The sequence below is a fragment of the Marinobacter sp. DSM 26671 genome (assembly GCF_900112835.1).
In the GTDB taxonomy this organism is placed as follows: Bacteria; Pseudomonadota; Gammaproteobacteria; order Pseudomonadales; family Oleiphilaceae; genus Marinobacter; species Marinobacter flavimaris.
The window spans coordinates 1-15537 of the sequence record NZ_FONF01000038.1; the positions used below are offsets into that span (position 1 = coordinate 1).

14 protein-coding genes and 1 pseudogene are annotated in these 15537 nt (G+C 58.5%); 8 read left to right on the forward strand and 7 right to left on the reverse strand.

Annotation, left to right across the window (positions count from 1 at the left end):
- Both BM035_RS21150 and BM035_RS21155 read left to right on the forward strand, forming a co-directional pair.
- A partial coding sequence (locus tag BM035_RS21150; protein ID WP_175497445.1) for an ATP-binding protein occupies positions 1–249 on the forward strand: 249 nt, incomplete at its 5' end.
- An 86-nt stretch (positions 250–335) separates the two neighbouring features.
- Positions 336–746 (forward strand): annotated as a pseudogene (locus BM035_RS21155) (DUF2202 domain-containing protein); the annotation flags it as partial.
- Positions 747–811: 65 nt separating this feature from the next.
- On the opposite strand, the gene BM035_RS21160 reads toward BM035_RS21155, so the two are convergent.
- The 5 genes from BM035_RS21160 to BM035_RS21180 form a co-directional block, all read right to left on the reverse strand.
- Complete coding sequence (locus BM035_RS21160; RefSeq protein WP_041645712.1) at positions 812–1213, reverse strand: MAPEG family protein; 402 nt, start codon at positions 1211–1213, stop codon at positions 812–814.
- A 2-nt stretch (positions 1214–1215) separates the two neighbouring features.
- The gene (locus BM035_RS21165; protein WP_008175780.1) at positions 1216–1458 is read right to left on the reverse strand and encodes a GlsB/YeaQ/YmgE family stress response membrane protein; all 243 of its coding nucleotides are present in this window, start codon (positions 1456–1458) and stop codon (positions 1216–1218) included.
- A gap of 95 nt (positions 1459–1553) precedes the next feature.
- Complete coding sequence (locus BM035_RS21170) at positions 1554–2252, reverse strand: lysophospholipid acyltransferase family protein (RefSeq protein WP_014578620.1); 699 nt, start codon at positions 2250–2252, stop codon at positions 1554–1556.
- A 48-nt stretch (positions 2253–2300) separates the two neighbouring features.
- Positions 2301–2891, reverse strand: a complete 591-nt coding sequence (locus BM035_RS21175) for a class GN sortase (RefSeq protein WP_053113239.1) — start codon at positions 2889–2891, stop codon at positions 2301–2303.
- On the reverse strand, positions 2888–5002 hold the full coding sequence (locus tag BM035_RS21180) for a marine proteobacterial sortase target protein (protein WP_092034289.1): 2115 nt from the start codon (positions 5000–5002) through the stop codon (positions 2888–2890). Before BM035_RS21180 ends, BM035_RS21175 begins: the two co-directional genes overlap by 4 nt.
- A 193-nt stretch (positions 5003–5195) precedes the next feature.
- On the opposite strand from BM035_RS21180, the gene pdsR reads away from it, so the two are divergent.
- The 3 genes from pdsR to BM035_RS21195 are packed head-to-tail and all read left to right on the forward strand — an operon-like array spanning position 5196 to position 9257.
- Entirely contained in the window at positions 5196–5897 is a 702-nt protein-coding gene (pdsR, locus tag BM035_RS21185; RefSeq protein WP_008175773.1) for a proteobacterial dedicated sortase system response regulator, read from the forward strand.
- Positions 5898–5900: 3 nt separating this feature from the next.
- A complete protein-coding gene (locus BM035_RS21190; protein WP_008175771.1) occupies positions 5901–7931 on the forward strand; it encodes an ATP-binding protein in 2031 nt (676 codons plus the stop codon).
- 18 nt (positions 7932–7949) lie between these two features.
- A complete protein-coding gene (locus BM035_RS21195) occupies positions 7950–9257 on the forward strand; it encodes a DUF3422 family protein (protein ID WP_092034291.1) in 1308 nt (435 codons plus the stop codon).
- Here the strand turns inward: BM035_RS21195 and BM035_RS21200 are convergent, their stop codons facing one another.
- Positions 9258–10049, reverse strand: a complete 792-nt coding sequence (locus tag BM035_RS21200; protein WP_092034293.1) for an ATP-binding protein — start codon at positions 10047–10049, stop codon at positions 9258–9260. It lies immediately after the preceding gene.
- A gap of 83 nt (positions 10050–10132) precedes the next feature.
- On the opposite strand from BM035_RS21200, the gene BM035_RS21205 reads away from it, so the two are divergent.
- The 3 genes from BM035_RS21205 to cysK all read left to right on the forward strand — a co-directional run bounded on the left by BM035_RS21205 (position 10133) and on the right by cysK (position 14574).
- Entirely contained in the window at positions 10133–10576 is a 444-nt protein-coding gene (locus BM035_RS21205; RefSeq protein WP_008175765.1) for a methylglyoxal synthase, read from the forward strand.
- A 67-nt stretch (positions 10577–10643) separates the two neighbouring features.
- Entirely contained in the window at positions 10644–13559 is a 2916-nt protein-coding gene (locus BM035_RS21210) for a transporter substrate-binding domain-containing protein (protein ID WP_254775552.1), read from the forward strand.
- A 43-nt stretch (positions 13560–13602) separates the two neighbouring features.
- Complete coding sequence (gene cysK / locus BM035_RS21215) at positions 13603–14574, forward strand: cysteine synthase A (RefSeq protein WP_092034294.1); 972 nt, start codon at positions 13603–13605, stop codon at positions 14572–14574.
- 39 nt (positions 14575–14613) lie between these two features.
- Here the strand turns inward: cysK and BM035_RS21220 are convergent, their stop codons facing one another.
- Positions 14614–15192 (reverse strand): outer membrane beta-barrel protein, encoded by a 579-nt coding sequence (locus BM035_RS21220; RefSeq protein ID WP_014578628.1) that lies wholly within the window; start codon positions 15190–15192, stop codon positions 14614–14616.
- Positions 15193–15537 lie beyond the last annotated feature (345 nt).

The window sequence follows — 15537 nt, forward strand, 5'->3', positions numbered from 1 at the left end:
CTGGTCATCGATGAACTGGGTTACCTGCCCATGACGCGGCAGGCCCGGTACAACCTGTTCCAGCTGATCAACAGCCTGTACGAATACCGGTCCATCATCCTCACCACCAACAAGGACTTCACCAGTTGGGGCGAGTTCTTCCACGACGACAACGTGGCGGTGCCGATCATTGATCGGGTCATCCACCATTCACACATCTTTATGCTGGGAGGAGAAAGCTATCGGCTGAAGCAGAAAACGACAGGCTAGACTATGAAAGGTGGGTCAATTTTATTGGCCAAAGGTGGGTCAAAATAAATGGCCATTGACACTGGGGCGACAGAACGCAGGTATTCGCAAGAATCGCGCTGTCCGAAGAATCTCATACCAGCACCGTAGACTACCTGTTGAAAAAGTTTGATGTTGAAGACCCGGTAGTGAATGACACGATCGGCGTATTCACCAATCAGGAACTTCAGGCCCTGTATGACGAATTGGTTGCCAAGGGAAAAAACTCGTTTGTTGATGGCCTGTTCGTGGGGGGCCTGATCGAAGAGAAGGATATGAGAGATATTCTGGCCGCGATTAATCAAACCGATGAGCGCGCCATCATTCTTGCCTATTCCAACCTGCTGGATGGATCAAAAAGCCACCTGAAAGCCTTTGTAAGCGTGATCGAGGCACAGGGACTGACCTATGAGCCTCAGGTACTGGATGCGGAAGAAGTAGAGCTTATCCTGGAGGATGAGAGCCAGGTTGAAGACTGACCGGTTATAAAACCGGGTTGCTGAAAGCAGAACGGGCGGCCATTGGCCGCCCGTTCTTTTCTGGTCTAGCCATAAACCTGCCAGACGTTCCACAACAGCAATAAGGCTGTCACCAGAATCGCCAGCCAGGTCAGCAGAATGCCGATCATACGGGCCCAATGGGTGCCACCGCGACCGTTGATCATGCCGAAGGCATGAAGAATGCGGCCAACCACCAGCGCCATACCGGTCCAGTAAATCAGAGTACTGGAAACGCCGTTGAGCTCAGCGATAGCCAGCATGAGCAGACCGAGTGGCGCATACTCCACCAGGTTGGCGTGGGCCCGGACCGCGGCCTCGAAATCCCGATCATCGGTGACGCCCAGGCCCTTTTTGTACTTCAGACGAAATTTGACGACCTGCGCCGACAACACCAGCAAAAGAATGCCGATAACTGCGGCAAACACTCCGGTTACGGGTACGATCATGCTCAGGCCTTCTTGATTGCACTAACAATAGCGAGAAGCAACACAGCGCCTACCGTTGCGGTGACCAGCTCACCAACAGCACCCTGGGCCGCCAGACCGAGAAGGCGGAACACAAAACCGCCGAGAAACGAGCCGACAATACCGATACCGATGTTGGCCAGAATGCCAAAACCACGGCCCTTCATGATCAAACCAGCCAGCCAACCGGCCACACCGCCTATAATCAAAAACAAAATCAGATTCATCTCTTGCCTCTCCCTGAGGGTCGTTGAACGAAACGATCAGTCCCGCAAGACTGCCCTGTTTACCGAAGTGCTTCAAGCACTTCCAGACGAGGCGATTACAATGTGGCAATCGTCTCCGACATTTTTTTGTGGCAACGCTCGATCAGCTCCGGAATATCATCAGCCGTGAGACCCTCGGTTTCGATGGGCGGTAAAACCCGAATGGCCACTGACTCACGCCGGCCGGTCCAGCCGACGGCCTCATCGGCGTACTCCTGAACACAGACCATGGTGATGGGCGCGCCCGATGCTACCGCTGCGTGAAACGCGCCTTTCTTGAATTTCTGCAGTCCCCGGCCTCTGCTGCGAGTGCCTTCGGGGAACACCCAGAGGCTCTTTCGATCCCGTGCGATGGCGCTGCTGGTGGCCTTCATGACCGCAATGGCTTTGTGGGAGCGTCCGCGATTAAGGATAACGTTACCGCCCAGCCAGAAGACCTGGCCAAAGAAAGGCACCCAGACCAGTGACGATTTACCAACCGTGACGGTGCGCGGCGGCAACAAGTCGCCCACAACAAACAGATCGTCATTGTGCTGGTGATTGGCAATGACGACGGTAGGCCGGTCCTGCGGCATGTTTTCCCAGCCTTCAAGAGGGCGCTCCATACCCAGAACCGCCCGCCCGAAACGAGCGACGACGCGCGCCAGGATACGGTTGTTGTCCGGATTGAACGGCCTCGCCGCGTAGAACACGAGCGCGAACAGGCAAATGATCGGTACGCTCAGCCACGCCAGCAGTTTTCTGATAATACCCATGCAACCAAACTCTGCAGCGAAATTTTGGCGCACAAGTGTACGCCAACTTTATATTCCGGCAACAGTGTCAATTTGTTCCCTTTGTTTACCCTTTGCCGAGGCTCTGACGACGTATCGCAGTGGCCCACCGGCGTCGACACTGTCGAACGGGTAACAGGTCACCAGCAGAAGCGTCCCCTCTGGCAGACGCTGGGTATCGATCAGCTCTGAACGGCTGTCCACCACCCGGGCACCCTCCACCAGGTAACTCTGCCAACGGCCATCCCTTCCCTGCAGACGCACCTCATTGCCGGTCTCCAGTGCTTTCAGGCTCCGGAAATGTGTATCCCTATGCCCGGCAATGATCACAGCTCCCCCAACATCTGCGCCCCCGGTTAATCGGCCCGGCCCAAAGGCCAGGCTCTCACCATGAGTATCGGCCAGAACAATCATCGAGTCGTTCAGTTCCGGAATAGCCAACCGGGCTACCGGCCAGGTGTCCGCCCAGGGCCAGGGACGCGATTCCGTCTGCCGGGCCTGGCTTTCAGCCCAGGCGATCGCCAGTAATTCCTGGGCGATTACCGCCTTGAGCGGAATCCATAACCCGAATACCAACAAGGTAGCAGAGCTGGTCAATAACAGAAGCAGAAGCCGGGTCATGAGAACGCCCTCCTCTGCAGCAGCACAATCGCCAGTGAAAACATCAACCCCACCAAACCGAGCGCGATCAGCAACGGCGCCGATGTTGCCGTCTGTGGATAGCGCAACATGCCCGCCTGGCTGCCCGCCGGTAGAAGAGTGGGCAAACTATCCGATTCCATGGGCGCCTCTGAACTTCGGGCGGGTGTGGAATCCACGGCCACAAAACTGGTGTAGGCAGACATCAGGCCGTGCTGAACCGCCAGCTCGGTCAGGCCGGCCTTATCCGGCTCCCGGCCAGTGACCTTAGCCTCATCCTCCAAACTGTCGATTTTCTCCCTCGCCCAATGCCGATGCAGCCCCGTTGCGGGAGCGGCCTGCTGCAGATCGAGCGTTCTGGTCCAGTCCCTGCCACCCGGCAGGCGCCCCGAAACCTCCAGCTGCCCCATGGCCGGGACGCCACGGACCACATGAATCAGCGGCTCGCTCTGGAACAAATCGCCCGGGCGTCTCGGAAACGACTCCTGACCGGCTTTCTGGCCGGGCCAGTTGACCCCGATATCGGTCAGAACCGGTGACTCCATGGCTGAGAACAGGGCCTGCAGAGGTCCATCCACATCGGAAGGCGAGTGAATCGCCGTGTAGGTACCCCGCCCCCAGCGGGCGGCTTCGCGCATGAAGTGCCGGTTCGGCGCAGAGCCAATAGCCACCGTAAACAGCCTCTGGTTCCCAAGCTGCTGGCGGATCTGCCGGAACAGCGCAGCTTCATTTCCCACAGCGCCATCGGTAATGAAAATGACCTGGCGCACCCGTGCGCCGTCTTCAGTCTCGCCTCCGCCTTCCAGGGCTCTGGAAAGGGCCGGAGCCATCTCGGTGCCACCGTCGGCACGGAGGCGATCCACATACTGGCGCGCCCGGGCAAGGTTGTTACCGGTGGCCACTTCAGGCTGCATGAACAGGGAATGCGTCTGGCTGTTGAACTGGATGACATTGAACCGGTCCCTCGGTGTCAGTGTGTCCAGACCGGCCTGAAGAGCATCTCGGGCCTGGCGGATCGATTCGCCCGCCATGGAACCGGAGGTGTCGATCACGAACACCAGATCCCGGGGCAACGCCATGGCGCCGCTTTCTCCGGGCACCAGCATGGCCATGAGGTAGTCCTCTCCTTCCCAGGACTGATGGAACACCGCTGCCGAGGGCTCCAGCCCGGCAACCGGGCGCCAGCGCACCACAAAGTCCCGGTCCATAAGGATTTCGCCCCCATCGGGACGAACTCTGAACGTCTGGCCGTCCTGACTGGTCGCAAGTCGGTGCGACGGGCTGGAGACGCTCTCAAGGGGGAGCCCGGAATCAATCACCAGATTGATCACCGCCCGATGGCTATCATCCGCCACATCACCCGGATTGACCGTAAAGGGACTGATGGCACCGGCGTCCGGCACTTCGGTCGTCGGCACTGCCCAACCACCCTGCCACTGATCCGGCGCTGCACTGAGCGCCTTTCCCGGCATGTAACGGGGCGTCAGCGTGGTTGGCACAGTGAGTTCGAACACGCCGGCCTGATACTGCACCGGTTGTTGATACTTCAGCTCCACCGATACCGTCTCCCCCGGGGGAATGTTGGCCACCCGTGCGGTAAACAGATTCGGCCGCTGCTGCTCGACATTCGCCGCGTGCTGCCCGGCCTGTTTTGCTTTCTCATAGGTCCGGCGCGCCGTCTCCTTCGGCTGCACCTTGCCTTCGATCGTCCGCTCGCCCACTTTCATGGTCAGTCCATACACACTGGCCTTTTCCGGCAACGGGAATACGAACACGCCCTCCCGCCACTGGTCGCTGGTGTTTCGAAAACGCCTCAGCAGCCGGGAGTCGGCAATCAAACCGCTGATCCGCACATCGAAATCGCTCTCCAGAACCAGGGCCGGCTCCTGCCACTGACCCTGGCCGTCAACGAAATGGAACTGGCCAACGTTGTCGGTCTCATTTGCCTCGGCATAGAGTGGGTGGACAAACAGCATCAACATCACGGCGAGCCAAAGGCTGATGCCCTCCAGGCAGCGCTTTAACCGGATTCGCTGGCCGCTGTTAACGGACGGACGTGAATAAGACCTTAGAAGGGAACTGGAAATAATCATGAGGGAATCCTTGTGACTGCATGACTGTGCGAAACACCGCCATTTCAGCAATCCGGAAAGGAACTCCCATGGCAGATTGCGACAAACCGCCCTCGAAAAATGATGAATTGTGGCAACAACGCCCTTCGAACTTGTTATCAACACCTGCCGTGGTTAAATAGGCACACACCGGCAAGGGGAAGCAGCCGCCACCATGAAGAAACACGTTGTACTGATCGAAGACGAACCGGCCATCCGCGACAACTACCGCGCCGCATTCGAGCGCCGGGGCTATCGTGTGACTGCCCATGGCGACCGGTCTTCTGCCTGGCAGGTGCTGCGTCAGTCACTGCCGGACCTGGCCATCATCGATGTCGGCCTGGGCGACGAACCGGAGGGCGGCTTTGCCCTGTGTCAGGATCTGCGGTCACTGTCCCAGACCCTGCCGATCATCTTCCTGACCGCCCGTGACAGCGATATCGATTCCGTCCACGGCCTGCGCCTTGGGGCCGATGATTACGTCACCAAGGACATGAGCCTGGACCACCTGCTGGCCCGGGTTACCGCCCTGCTCAGACGGGCCGATGCCTGGGCCGAAGCCCTCCAGAAACCGGACGAGGTGCTCGAGCGGGGCAAACTCTCCCTCAATGTGGATCGCATGACAGTGGCCTGGGATGAAACGCCCATCGACCTGACCGTCACTGAATTCTGGATGCTGCACTCGCTGGTTCAGCACCCCGGCCATGTCCGCAGCCGGGAACAATTGATGGAAGCCGCAAGCACGGTGCTGGATGACAATACGGTCACCTCCCACATCAAGCGTATCCGCCGCAAGTTCCAGCAGATTGACGCAACTTTTGACGGCATACAGACCGCCTACGGCATGGGCTACCGGTGGAACGCCCGTGAGGTCTGAGTCTTGAATCTCAAGCGCCAGCTGTTCGTTGCCAGCCTTCTGATGCTGCTGATCCCCTGGGCGGGCCTTCAGTTTGTTCTGGAGCTGGACGATGCCCTTCGCCAACAGGCCCGGCAGCAACTCCAGGCCCAGGCCGAAAGACTGGCCGCGACTGCCGGCGATCAGATCATCGGTACGCCGGTGGTCCGGCCCGGTGAGCCCGCCATCTACGTGGAACCTTTTGCCGGCAACCTGAACCTGGATGGTTACGCTGACGATTGGCCAGGATATGACGAGGCAAACCAGACCAGAAACTGGCAAAGGGTCACCAGCGGCAAAGCCGGGGAAACGGCTCTGCAATGGCAGGCCGCTACCGATAGACGGAACCTGTACCTGCTAATTCGCGTTAGCCATAGGCAACCCGTGTTCTTTAATCCCGGCAGCCCGGAACAGGCCCATGACCGGCTGAGGCTCTGGCTAGAGCCCTCAGGCGGCAACCTGGCCCAGGAATCCGGCCGGCAGTCCTGGTTACTGCGCACACCGGCTCCCGGCCAGCTCTATGGCCTTGAAGAGAAAGGCGGCCAGCCTGACTATCGCCTCTCCGGCTTTTTGCAGGGCGCCGGTGATGGCTGGCAGCTGGAACTGAAACTGCCCATGCCTGTCGACCGCAGCCGCCTGGGTTTTGCGGCCTTATGGGGCAGTGATCAGGTAACCGGCGTCTCCACGTCGGTTGATCCATTGCCGGTGCTGGTCAGTCGAAATCTCGCCCTGGAGCGACAGCTGGAACCACAACTTAACCCCGGCCAGCAGGCCCGACTGGTTGAACCGGCCGGATGGGTCATCGCGAGACAACAGGCTGACTCAGCCGTCACAGCGCCAGAGTTCGATAGTCTCAGCCCGGTGCAGGTGATCGAAAAGATCAGTCTCAATGCACTCAGAGGCCTGGTACGCCTCTACCAGCCAGAACCCACCTCAATCGAAACCGACACCAACCGTGTGGACGTTGAGGCGCTACCGGAAACGAGCCTGGTCCGTCATGAAGATGACAGCGTTTGGCTGCTGACCACCCGGGAGGTTTTCGGTGGCCGCACGCTGATTCTGGAGCAATCGCTGGATCAGCTTCTTACTCTCTCCGGCTCTGCCCTCGGCTCGGTCATTGCCCGCAGCACCCTCATCATTGTTGCTCTCACCCTGGTTCTGCTTGGCTATGCCAGCTGGCTCTCCTGGCGGATTACACGACTGCAGCGTGCTGTCAGCGCCAGTATTGATGAAGACGGCCGGATCACAGGCAGAGTGCCGGATGCCCGAAGCAAGGACGAACTGGGCCAGTTGCAGCGACACTTCAGCCTGATGGTGGATCGTCTCCACGGGTACAACCGCTACCTGGAAAGCTTCTCCCGGCGACTCTCTCACGAGCTTAAAACACCTGTCGCCGTAGTTCGTTCCTCGCTGGAAAACCTCAACCACAGCGATTCGGAGGAAGAGCGCAGGCAATACATCGAAAGGGCCGCTTCCGCCACCGAACGCCTCCGGCAGATACTCCATGGCATGAGCGAAGCGGCGCGCCTGGAACAGAGCCTGGACCATGCGGATAAAGAACAGTTCGATCTGGCGGAGGTGGCCGCAGAAGCAACCGCTGCGTATCAGGCCCTCGACAGCAGCCATCAGATCCGCTATTCGGGGCCGCAGGCAGGCTGCAAGATCACGGGTTCGCCAGAACTGATGGTGCAACTGCTCGACAAGCTGGTGGACAACGCCCGGGATTTCACACCACAGGATGGCCTGATTGAGGTGGGCCTGGAAACAACTTCGGAAGGGCTGTGTCTGTCGGTCTTCAACGAGGGTTCAACGCTGCCCGAAGACACAACAACTGACATCTTCAGCCCCTTCGTTTCAATGCGGGACGGCCAGGAACAGGGCCACCTGGGACAGGGGCTGCTCATTGTCAACCTGATTGCCGACTACCATGGTGCCCATGTGGAAGCCCGGAACCGCGCCCAAGGTGGCATTGACGGTGTGTGCTTCCGGGTTATGATCCCAGCTATCCACTCTTGACCACAGGACCACCCTGCCGTGAGCGCACGCCTGGAATCCCTCGACATTCACCCGCTTCGGAACGATCTCTACAACGAGCTGCACTCAAGGCCGTTCCAGGTGCTACCGACACCGGCGCGGGTTACCCAGATGGCGGTTCTGACAACACCTGAGCAACGGCAGGAACAATTCCGGCACCTGCAGGAACTTCATCGGCTGATGGGGCATCCGGTCCCGGAGAACGAGGTGGGCTGCTTTGAACATACCTTCGGTGCCCTGCGGGTACGTCGCGAGATGCACATGGAATTCGCGTCCTACACCTTTATCAACCTGGCTGCGGGTGAGGAAACACCCTTCAGCGAGACCGGCATTACACCGTTGCCCGAGGAGTGGCTGGAACAGCTGACCGGTACAGTGATTGCGGCATTCCACCTGGAAGTACGGCCCGCCGCTGACGGAACCGAAGGCGACCTGGACTATGTACGCAAGCACTTCGAAGGCATGCGACTGGTCGGGAGCAGTCCCCAGGAGGGTGCCGCCAGGGTATGGGGCACCTTCCGGCTACACAGTGACGGCTTTGGCCGGTTCATGGTGATGAACCACCACATGTCGGACAGCCAGCTGGGCCGTCTGACCCAGCGCCTGATGGAAATCGAAACCTACCGCCTGATGTCACTGCTGGCACTCCCCGTTGCCCGGGAAATCACACCGTCGCTGAACGATATGGATGAAAAACTGGCCGTGATCACCCGGTCACTGGCGGAAAATGAGGATGTGGACGAAGAAAAACTGCTGGCCCAGCTGACCAACATTGCGGCCCGTATCGAGGCCTTCCGGGCCCACTCCACGTTCCGTTTCTCTGCCACCCGCGCCTATCACCGGCTGGTACTGACCCGCCTGGAGGAATTACGGGAAGACGAACTCTCCGGCCACCTGACCCTGACCGAATTCATGACCCGCCGGCTGACTCCGGCAGTGAAAACCTGCGAAGCGGTGAGCGAACGGCTGGAAGACCTTTCCCGACGGGTCGACCGGGCCTCGGACATGATGCGCACCCGGGTGGAACTGGCCATCCAGAGCCAGAACCAGCAATTGCTCAGTTCCATGGACCGGCGCTCCAAGATCCAGTTGATGATGCAGCATACGGTGGAAGGCTTCTCGGTGGTGGCCATCACCTATTACCTGATCGGCCTGCTCAAATTCGGGCTGGATTCGGTTTACGAAGCCGGTGTTGTCTTCAACAAGACCCTGGTTCTGGGCATCGCCATTCCGGTGGTAATGACCCTGGTGTTTCTCGGGGTTCGGGTGGTCCACCATCACTTCATCAAGATGGCAAAACGGCAGTAGCTACTTCAGCCTGCCGAGATCCTGCTCGCCGGCAAACTGCCGGTAAAACTGCTGGGCCGTGCGACCATTGCGTACGCCCTTGGCAGTGGCGAAGCGGATCGCCTCCCGATGCAGGCCTTCCCGGTCATCAAAGTCGGGGAACAGCGCGTCCACCGCCTGCAGGTACACAGCCTGCGAAAACGCATAGAACGAAAGCTGAAGACCGAACCGGTCCGCCAGGGACACCTGCTCTTCGATGGCTTCGGCCGGGTGCAGCTCACCGTCGCGCATTTCGCTCTTGAGGTTATCGGACATGAACTCCGGCATCAGATGACGGCGGTTGGAGGTGGCATACACCCTTACATTCTCCGGGGGCAGTTCCAGGGAACCTTCCAGTACACTTTTCAGGGCCTTGTAGCTGGACTCACCAACGTCAAACGACAGGTCGTCGCAGAAGATCACAAACCGGAACGGCAGCTCGCAGATGTCGTCAACGATTTCCGGCAAGTTGACCAGATCATCCTTGTCCACCTCGATCATCCGCAGCCCTCGCTCCTGGTAGCGGTTCAACAGCGCCTTGATCAGCGACGACTTGCCGGTGCCGCGTGAGCCCCAGAGCAACGCGTTGTTGGAGGGTTCACCGGCCAGAAACCGCTCGGTATTGCGGGCCAAAGCCTGCTGCTGTCGGTCGATGCCCTTCAGATCCTGCCATTGCACCGGATCGAGCCGGCGGATGGCGCGCAGCCCCGAGCGATGCCGACGCCAGACAGCCGCCGGTGTGGATTGCCAGTCAAACGATGTTGTCGCGGACATAAACCTCTTTCCTATTCCGAACCGGGCCAGCCTGTGAAACACTGACACCGTAAAAACCTTGATAACAGGAGACTTTACCCCAAATGGCCGTAAAATCCGTCGCTTTGGTGGCACACGACAACAAGAAAAAGGAACTGGTGGACTGGGTTGCCGAGAACCGCACCCGATTCGCTCCACTGAAACTCTACGCCACCGGCACCACCGGCCGGCTGCTCCGGGATAACCTGGAGCGGGACGATATCCATTGCCTGCTAAGCGGTCCGCTAGGCGGCGACCAGCAAATCGGCGCCAAGATCGCCGAGGGCGAAATCGACCTGCTGGTGTTCTTCTGGGACCCCCTGGAACCTCAACCCCATGACCCGGACATCAAGGCCCTGCTGCGCATTGCCGCGCTCTGGAACATTCCCGTAGCCTGCAACCGCGCAACTGCCGAATTCATTCTTACCTCGGCGTACATGACAGACGACCAGCATCATCCGAAAAAGCCGGACTTCTCCGATTACACCGGCCGCCCAGTGAGCACCTGAGTAATGTTCAATCGAGTCGGTTAAGGCTACACTTAAGTCGAAGCTGTAAAGGATCGCCGGCTCGCCGATGAAGACTTCCGATACTCACAAAGAAACTCGATACCGGAGCGTGGCCGCGACAGTCCTCTGGGCCCTTTGCCTTTTGCTCGCATCCCCACTGGCGATGTCCGAACAGGCGGACGACACCGTGACTGTCGGCATCGTGGGCGACAACAAACCCTACTCGTTCGACGATGGCCCCGGCGCCTCCGGTTTTTCTGTTGATGTGCTTCGGGAAGTCGCCCGCAAGGCCGATCTGACCTTCCAGTTTCGCGCCGGCAGCTGGCCGGAAATCTACGATGCATTTTTGCGGGGCGAACTGGATGTTATCGACGGCATCTCGTTCAGTGCCGAGCGTGCAGAGAACATCCTGTTCACTGAGCCCTACCACCTTCGCCAGACCTATCTGATGCACAACACCCAGAGGCCACTGGGGGAGGTCAGCACCCTTTCAGATCTCAAGGGACTTCGGGTAGGTATTGTGCGCGACGTGTACTACCGCGACGCCCTCCAGGCAGAAGGTGTCTCCCTCACGAGCTACGATTCCGTTCACAGCCTCATTCGGGCCCTTGCCTTCGGCTGGGTTGACGTCGTTGTCGGCCCCAGGCTTACGCTCCAATACTATGCCAACAAGGCCGGATTCGGTTTTCTCGAAATTGCCGGCGCCGCGCCACTCGGCGATCTGGCGACCGAAGATTTCCGCATTGGCGTTTTAAAGTCCAACGAGGACCTGTATCGGAAGATCGCCTCTGGTTTGGAACAGGTCCCGAAAGAGCGAATCAGCCAACTACTTCAGCGTTGGCAGGACCTTGGAGGTAACAGCCTCGTAAGCGGAACCAGTTTTTCCCTGTCGCCAGAACAGCGCCGGTTCATTGCTGAAACGGGCCCTGTTCGCGTTGGCCTGATGCGGGATTACGCACCCTACAGCTTCGAAAGCGGGACACGAATTCACGGCTTGACCGTTGATATCCTCAATCGGATATCGGACCTGACGGGATTACAGGTGATACCGGTTGAGGGGCAATGGGTAGAACTGTTGCCATTATTCCGGGATGGCGAGATCGACGTCCTGGCCAACATGTCTTTCAGACCGGAACGGGAGGCTTTCACTCGTTTTACCAAGCCCTATCACACCATCCCGAATGTCGCCTTTACCCGGGACCCAACCCTGAGAACCGAGACTCTGGCTGATCTCAAAGATCAGCGTGTTGCCTTGGGTTCCGGTATTTACTACGAAGAGCCTGTCAGAGAGGCCCTGGGCGAAAATGCCCGAATATTCACGACCCAGGAGGCCATGTTCCAGGCGCTATCCCGAGACGAGGTGGATGTTGTTCTGGCCGCCCTGCCCAATGGCAACTTCTGGATTCGAGAGTTGGGCATCCCGGGTGTCCGGATCGCCGGAGAACTCGTGCTGGAGGAACAGACTGGAGAAGATCTGCGGTTCGGTGTGAGACCGGGACTTTCACCACTGGTAGGCATACTCGACGATGCGTTGGCAGCAATTACACCGGAAGAAATGCACACCATCGAGATCCGCTGGCTTGGTGCCAGTGTCGACATGGACATCCCGGAAACCGGTGAAGTGACTCTGAACGCGGTTGAACTCGCCTGGCTGGAGGCCCACAACAACCAACTTAACTACTGTATTGACCCGGACTGGTTCCCATTGGAAGGCCTGGACGAAGAAGGCAGGCATGCCGGATTATCGGCGGAAGTTGCAAGACTCTTCTCCAAACGATCACCCGTGGACTTCGAACTGGTTGCCACGGACAGCTGGACCGAATCCATTGCCTCGATCAAACAGGGCAAATGCCAGATTTTCACCATGGCGATGCAAACGCCAGAGCGGTTAGAGTTCCTCAACTTTACTGAACCCTATCTTGAAGTGCCCACCGTTGTGCTCGGCCGGATCGAAGCTCCCTTCATAGAGCGCGTGGGCGATCTTCGCGGCCAGAAAATCGGTGTTGTCGAGGACTATGCGTTCGCAGAGCTGCTTCAAAGCCGCTATCCCTCCTTGAACCTGATCAAAGTTCCGAATGAGCAATCTGGCCTGAGACAACTGCAGAACAACGAACTGGATGGCTACATCACGACTCTGGCAACCGCCAGTTATTATATGCAGGAACTGGGCCTCGCTGATTTGAAGGTCATCGGGCGGATTCCAGCAGACTGGTCGCTGTCTATTGCGGTCAGGAAAGAAGAGCCTGTTGTTCTGGGCATCATGCAGAAACTGGTATCCAGCCTTACCACCCAGGAACGCAAAGACCTCGAAAGGCAGTGGCGCAACATCCGCCTCAAAGAGCCTGTGGATTACACCCTGATCTGGCAACTGTCGATCGCCGCCATTGTGATCGCTTTCCTGCTGGTTTACTGGAATAGAAAGCTGAATCGCCTCAACCATGATCTGACCGAGGCCAACGAGACGCTCGCGAAACTCAGCGTTACCGACGACCTGACAAAGCTGGGCAACCGAAGCTACTTTGACCAGGAATTCCGAAAGAGCTTCCAGTGGTGCCAGCGCCACCATTCTGGCTTCGCAGTGGCCATGGTCGACGCCGACCACTTCAAAAGGATCAACGACAATTACGGCCATGAAGCAGGCGACATCTGCCTGCAAACACTGGCAGAGCTTATGCGCAAACATTTCCGGCGGGAAACCGACCGGCTCTCGCGCTTCGGTGGCGAAGAGTTCGTCATTTTCGCCAGCTATGAGGACAACAGCGAAATTCGCAACCGGCTGGAATCCTTCCGCAAACACGTCGAAAAAAGCTGCTCGGTATGCGGAGAACACGACGTTCACCTCACCATCAGCATTGGCCTTGCCACTGGCATACCGGGCCCCGACGACTCGCCAGCAGAGTTTCTCAGACAGGCAGACCAGGCGCTCTACCAGGCCAAGCAGAACGGTCGCAACCGGCTGGAAGCGCGTTCAGTGGGTTCCTGAGTGGTGCTAGACTGAATAAAAACAAAGTAACAAGGAGAACGCCATGGCTCGCATCTACGAGGACAATTCCCTGTCCATCGGCAACACCCCACTGGTCAGACTGAACCGCGTGAACGACGGCGCCACGATCTGGGCCAAGATTGAGGGCCGAAACCCGGCCTATTCCGTTAAATGCCGGATCGGCTCTGCCATGATCTGGGACGCCGAGAAGCGCGGCACCCTGAAGGCGGGCATGACCATTGTGGAACCCACCAGCGGCAATACCGGTATCGCCCTGGCCTACGTGGCAGCCGCCCGGGGCTACAAACTGATCCTGACCATGCCCGCCTCCATGAGCCTTGAGCGTCGCAAAGTCTTGAAGGCACTGGGAGCCGAACTGGTGCTGACCGAACCTGCCAAAGGCATGCCGGGTGCCATCGCCAAGGCCGAAGAGATCTTCTCGTCAGACCCGGATAACTATTTCCTGCCCCAGCAGTTCCAGAACCCGGCCAACCCCCGAATCCACGAGGACACCACCGGCCCGGAAATCTGGGAAGACACAGATGGTGAAATCGATATCTTCGTGGCGGGCGTGGGCACCGGTGGCACGCTGACCGGCGTTTCCCGCTACATCAAAGGCACCAAGGGCAAACAGATCGCCACCATTGCCGTCGAACCCACCGATTCACCAGTGATCACCCAGATGTTGAACGGCGAAGACATCAAACCGGCGCCCCACAAGATTCAGGGCATCGGTGCGGGCTTCGTGCCGAAGAATCTGGATCTGGAAATGGTCGATCAGGTGGAGACGGTCACCAACGAGGAGGCCATGGACATGGCCCATCGGCTGATGCAGGAAGAGGGCATTCTCTGCGGTATTTCCTGCGGAGCAGCCGTGGTGGCTGCAGTACGCATCAGCAAGCAGCCGGAGTACCAGGGCAAGAACATTGTGGTGGTGCTGCCGGATACCGCCGAGCGTTATCTTTCCACCGCGTTATTCGCCGGCCAGTTTGGCGAGCAGGAAAACGTTCAGTAAACGGGAAAAGGCGCAGCCTCGCGCTGCGCCCTGCACTGATCAGAACTGATATTTCAGGCCGACCCGACCGGTATCAAACTCCGGACCGCTGTTGGTTACCTGGCCGTTGAAGTCCTCTTTATCAATGTCGACGTTGTAGCGATTGTATTCCGCGAATGCCGTCAGCGCAGGCGTTACCCGGAAATCCACACCGGCGCCGACAAAGGGCGATACTTCATCGTAGGTTTCACTTTCGTTGAATGCATCAACATCGAACGCAGACGCAAACGCGCCGGCCTTACCATAGACGCCGAAGCTGTCGGTCAGAGGCAGACGGCCAACAGCACTCAGGCCAAAGCCTTTCAGCTTGCCTTCAACGTCGTCCTCGCCAAAGTTGCCGAAATCAATGTATTCGGCCTCCAGGGCAAAAAACGGATTGAACTGGTAGCCAACAGCGGCGCCAAGCAGATCGTTTTCGTCCTCGAACTCGCCGCCGTGTGATTTGTAGCCACCGTAGCTGCCGCTGACATACGGGCCTGACTGGTCCCTCTCCACGTTGCTCTGAGCTAATGCGACGGGCGCAGTAACAAACGAGGCTGTGAACAGTGCGGCGCTGGTAAAACGGATTGCGGAATTCATAGGGCGTTCCTGCATATTCCGGCCCATCGTGACCACCCATTCCGTTTGAACGTGACCGCCTGTTCCGGGCGATCGTGACCGCTCATTCCGTTTTATCGTGACCGATTTCGGGCGTTTTTCCGGAATCGCCGGTCACGATGCCGGAATCACTGCCAACACGCTGGAATTCTTCAACTTTATCCGGCATACCCGTTTCTTTTTCATCACGAGGAAGGGCGGATGCCGGCAGCGAGGATTTCCATGCGACAGATCATCGAGGTCTTGCGCCTCAAGTACGAAGCGGGCCTGAGCCATGAGCGCATTGCCCGTGCCTGCGGGCTCTCCAAGGGCGTGGTCGGCAAGTAT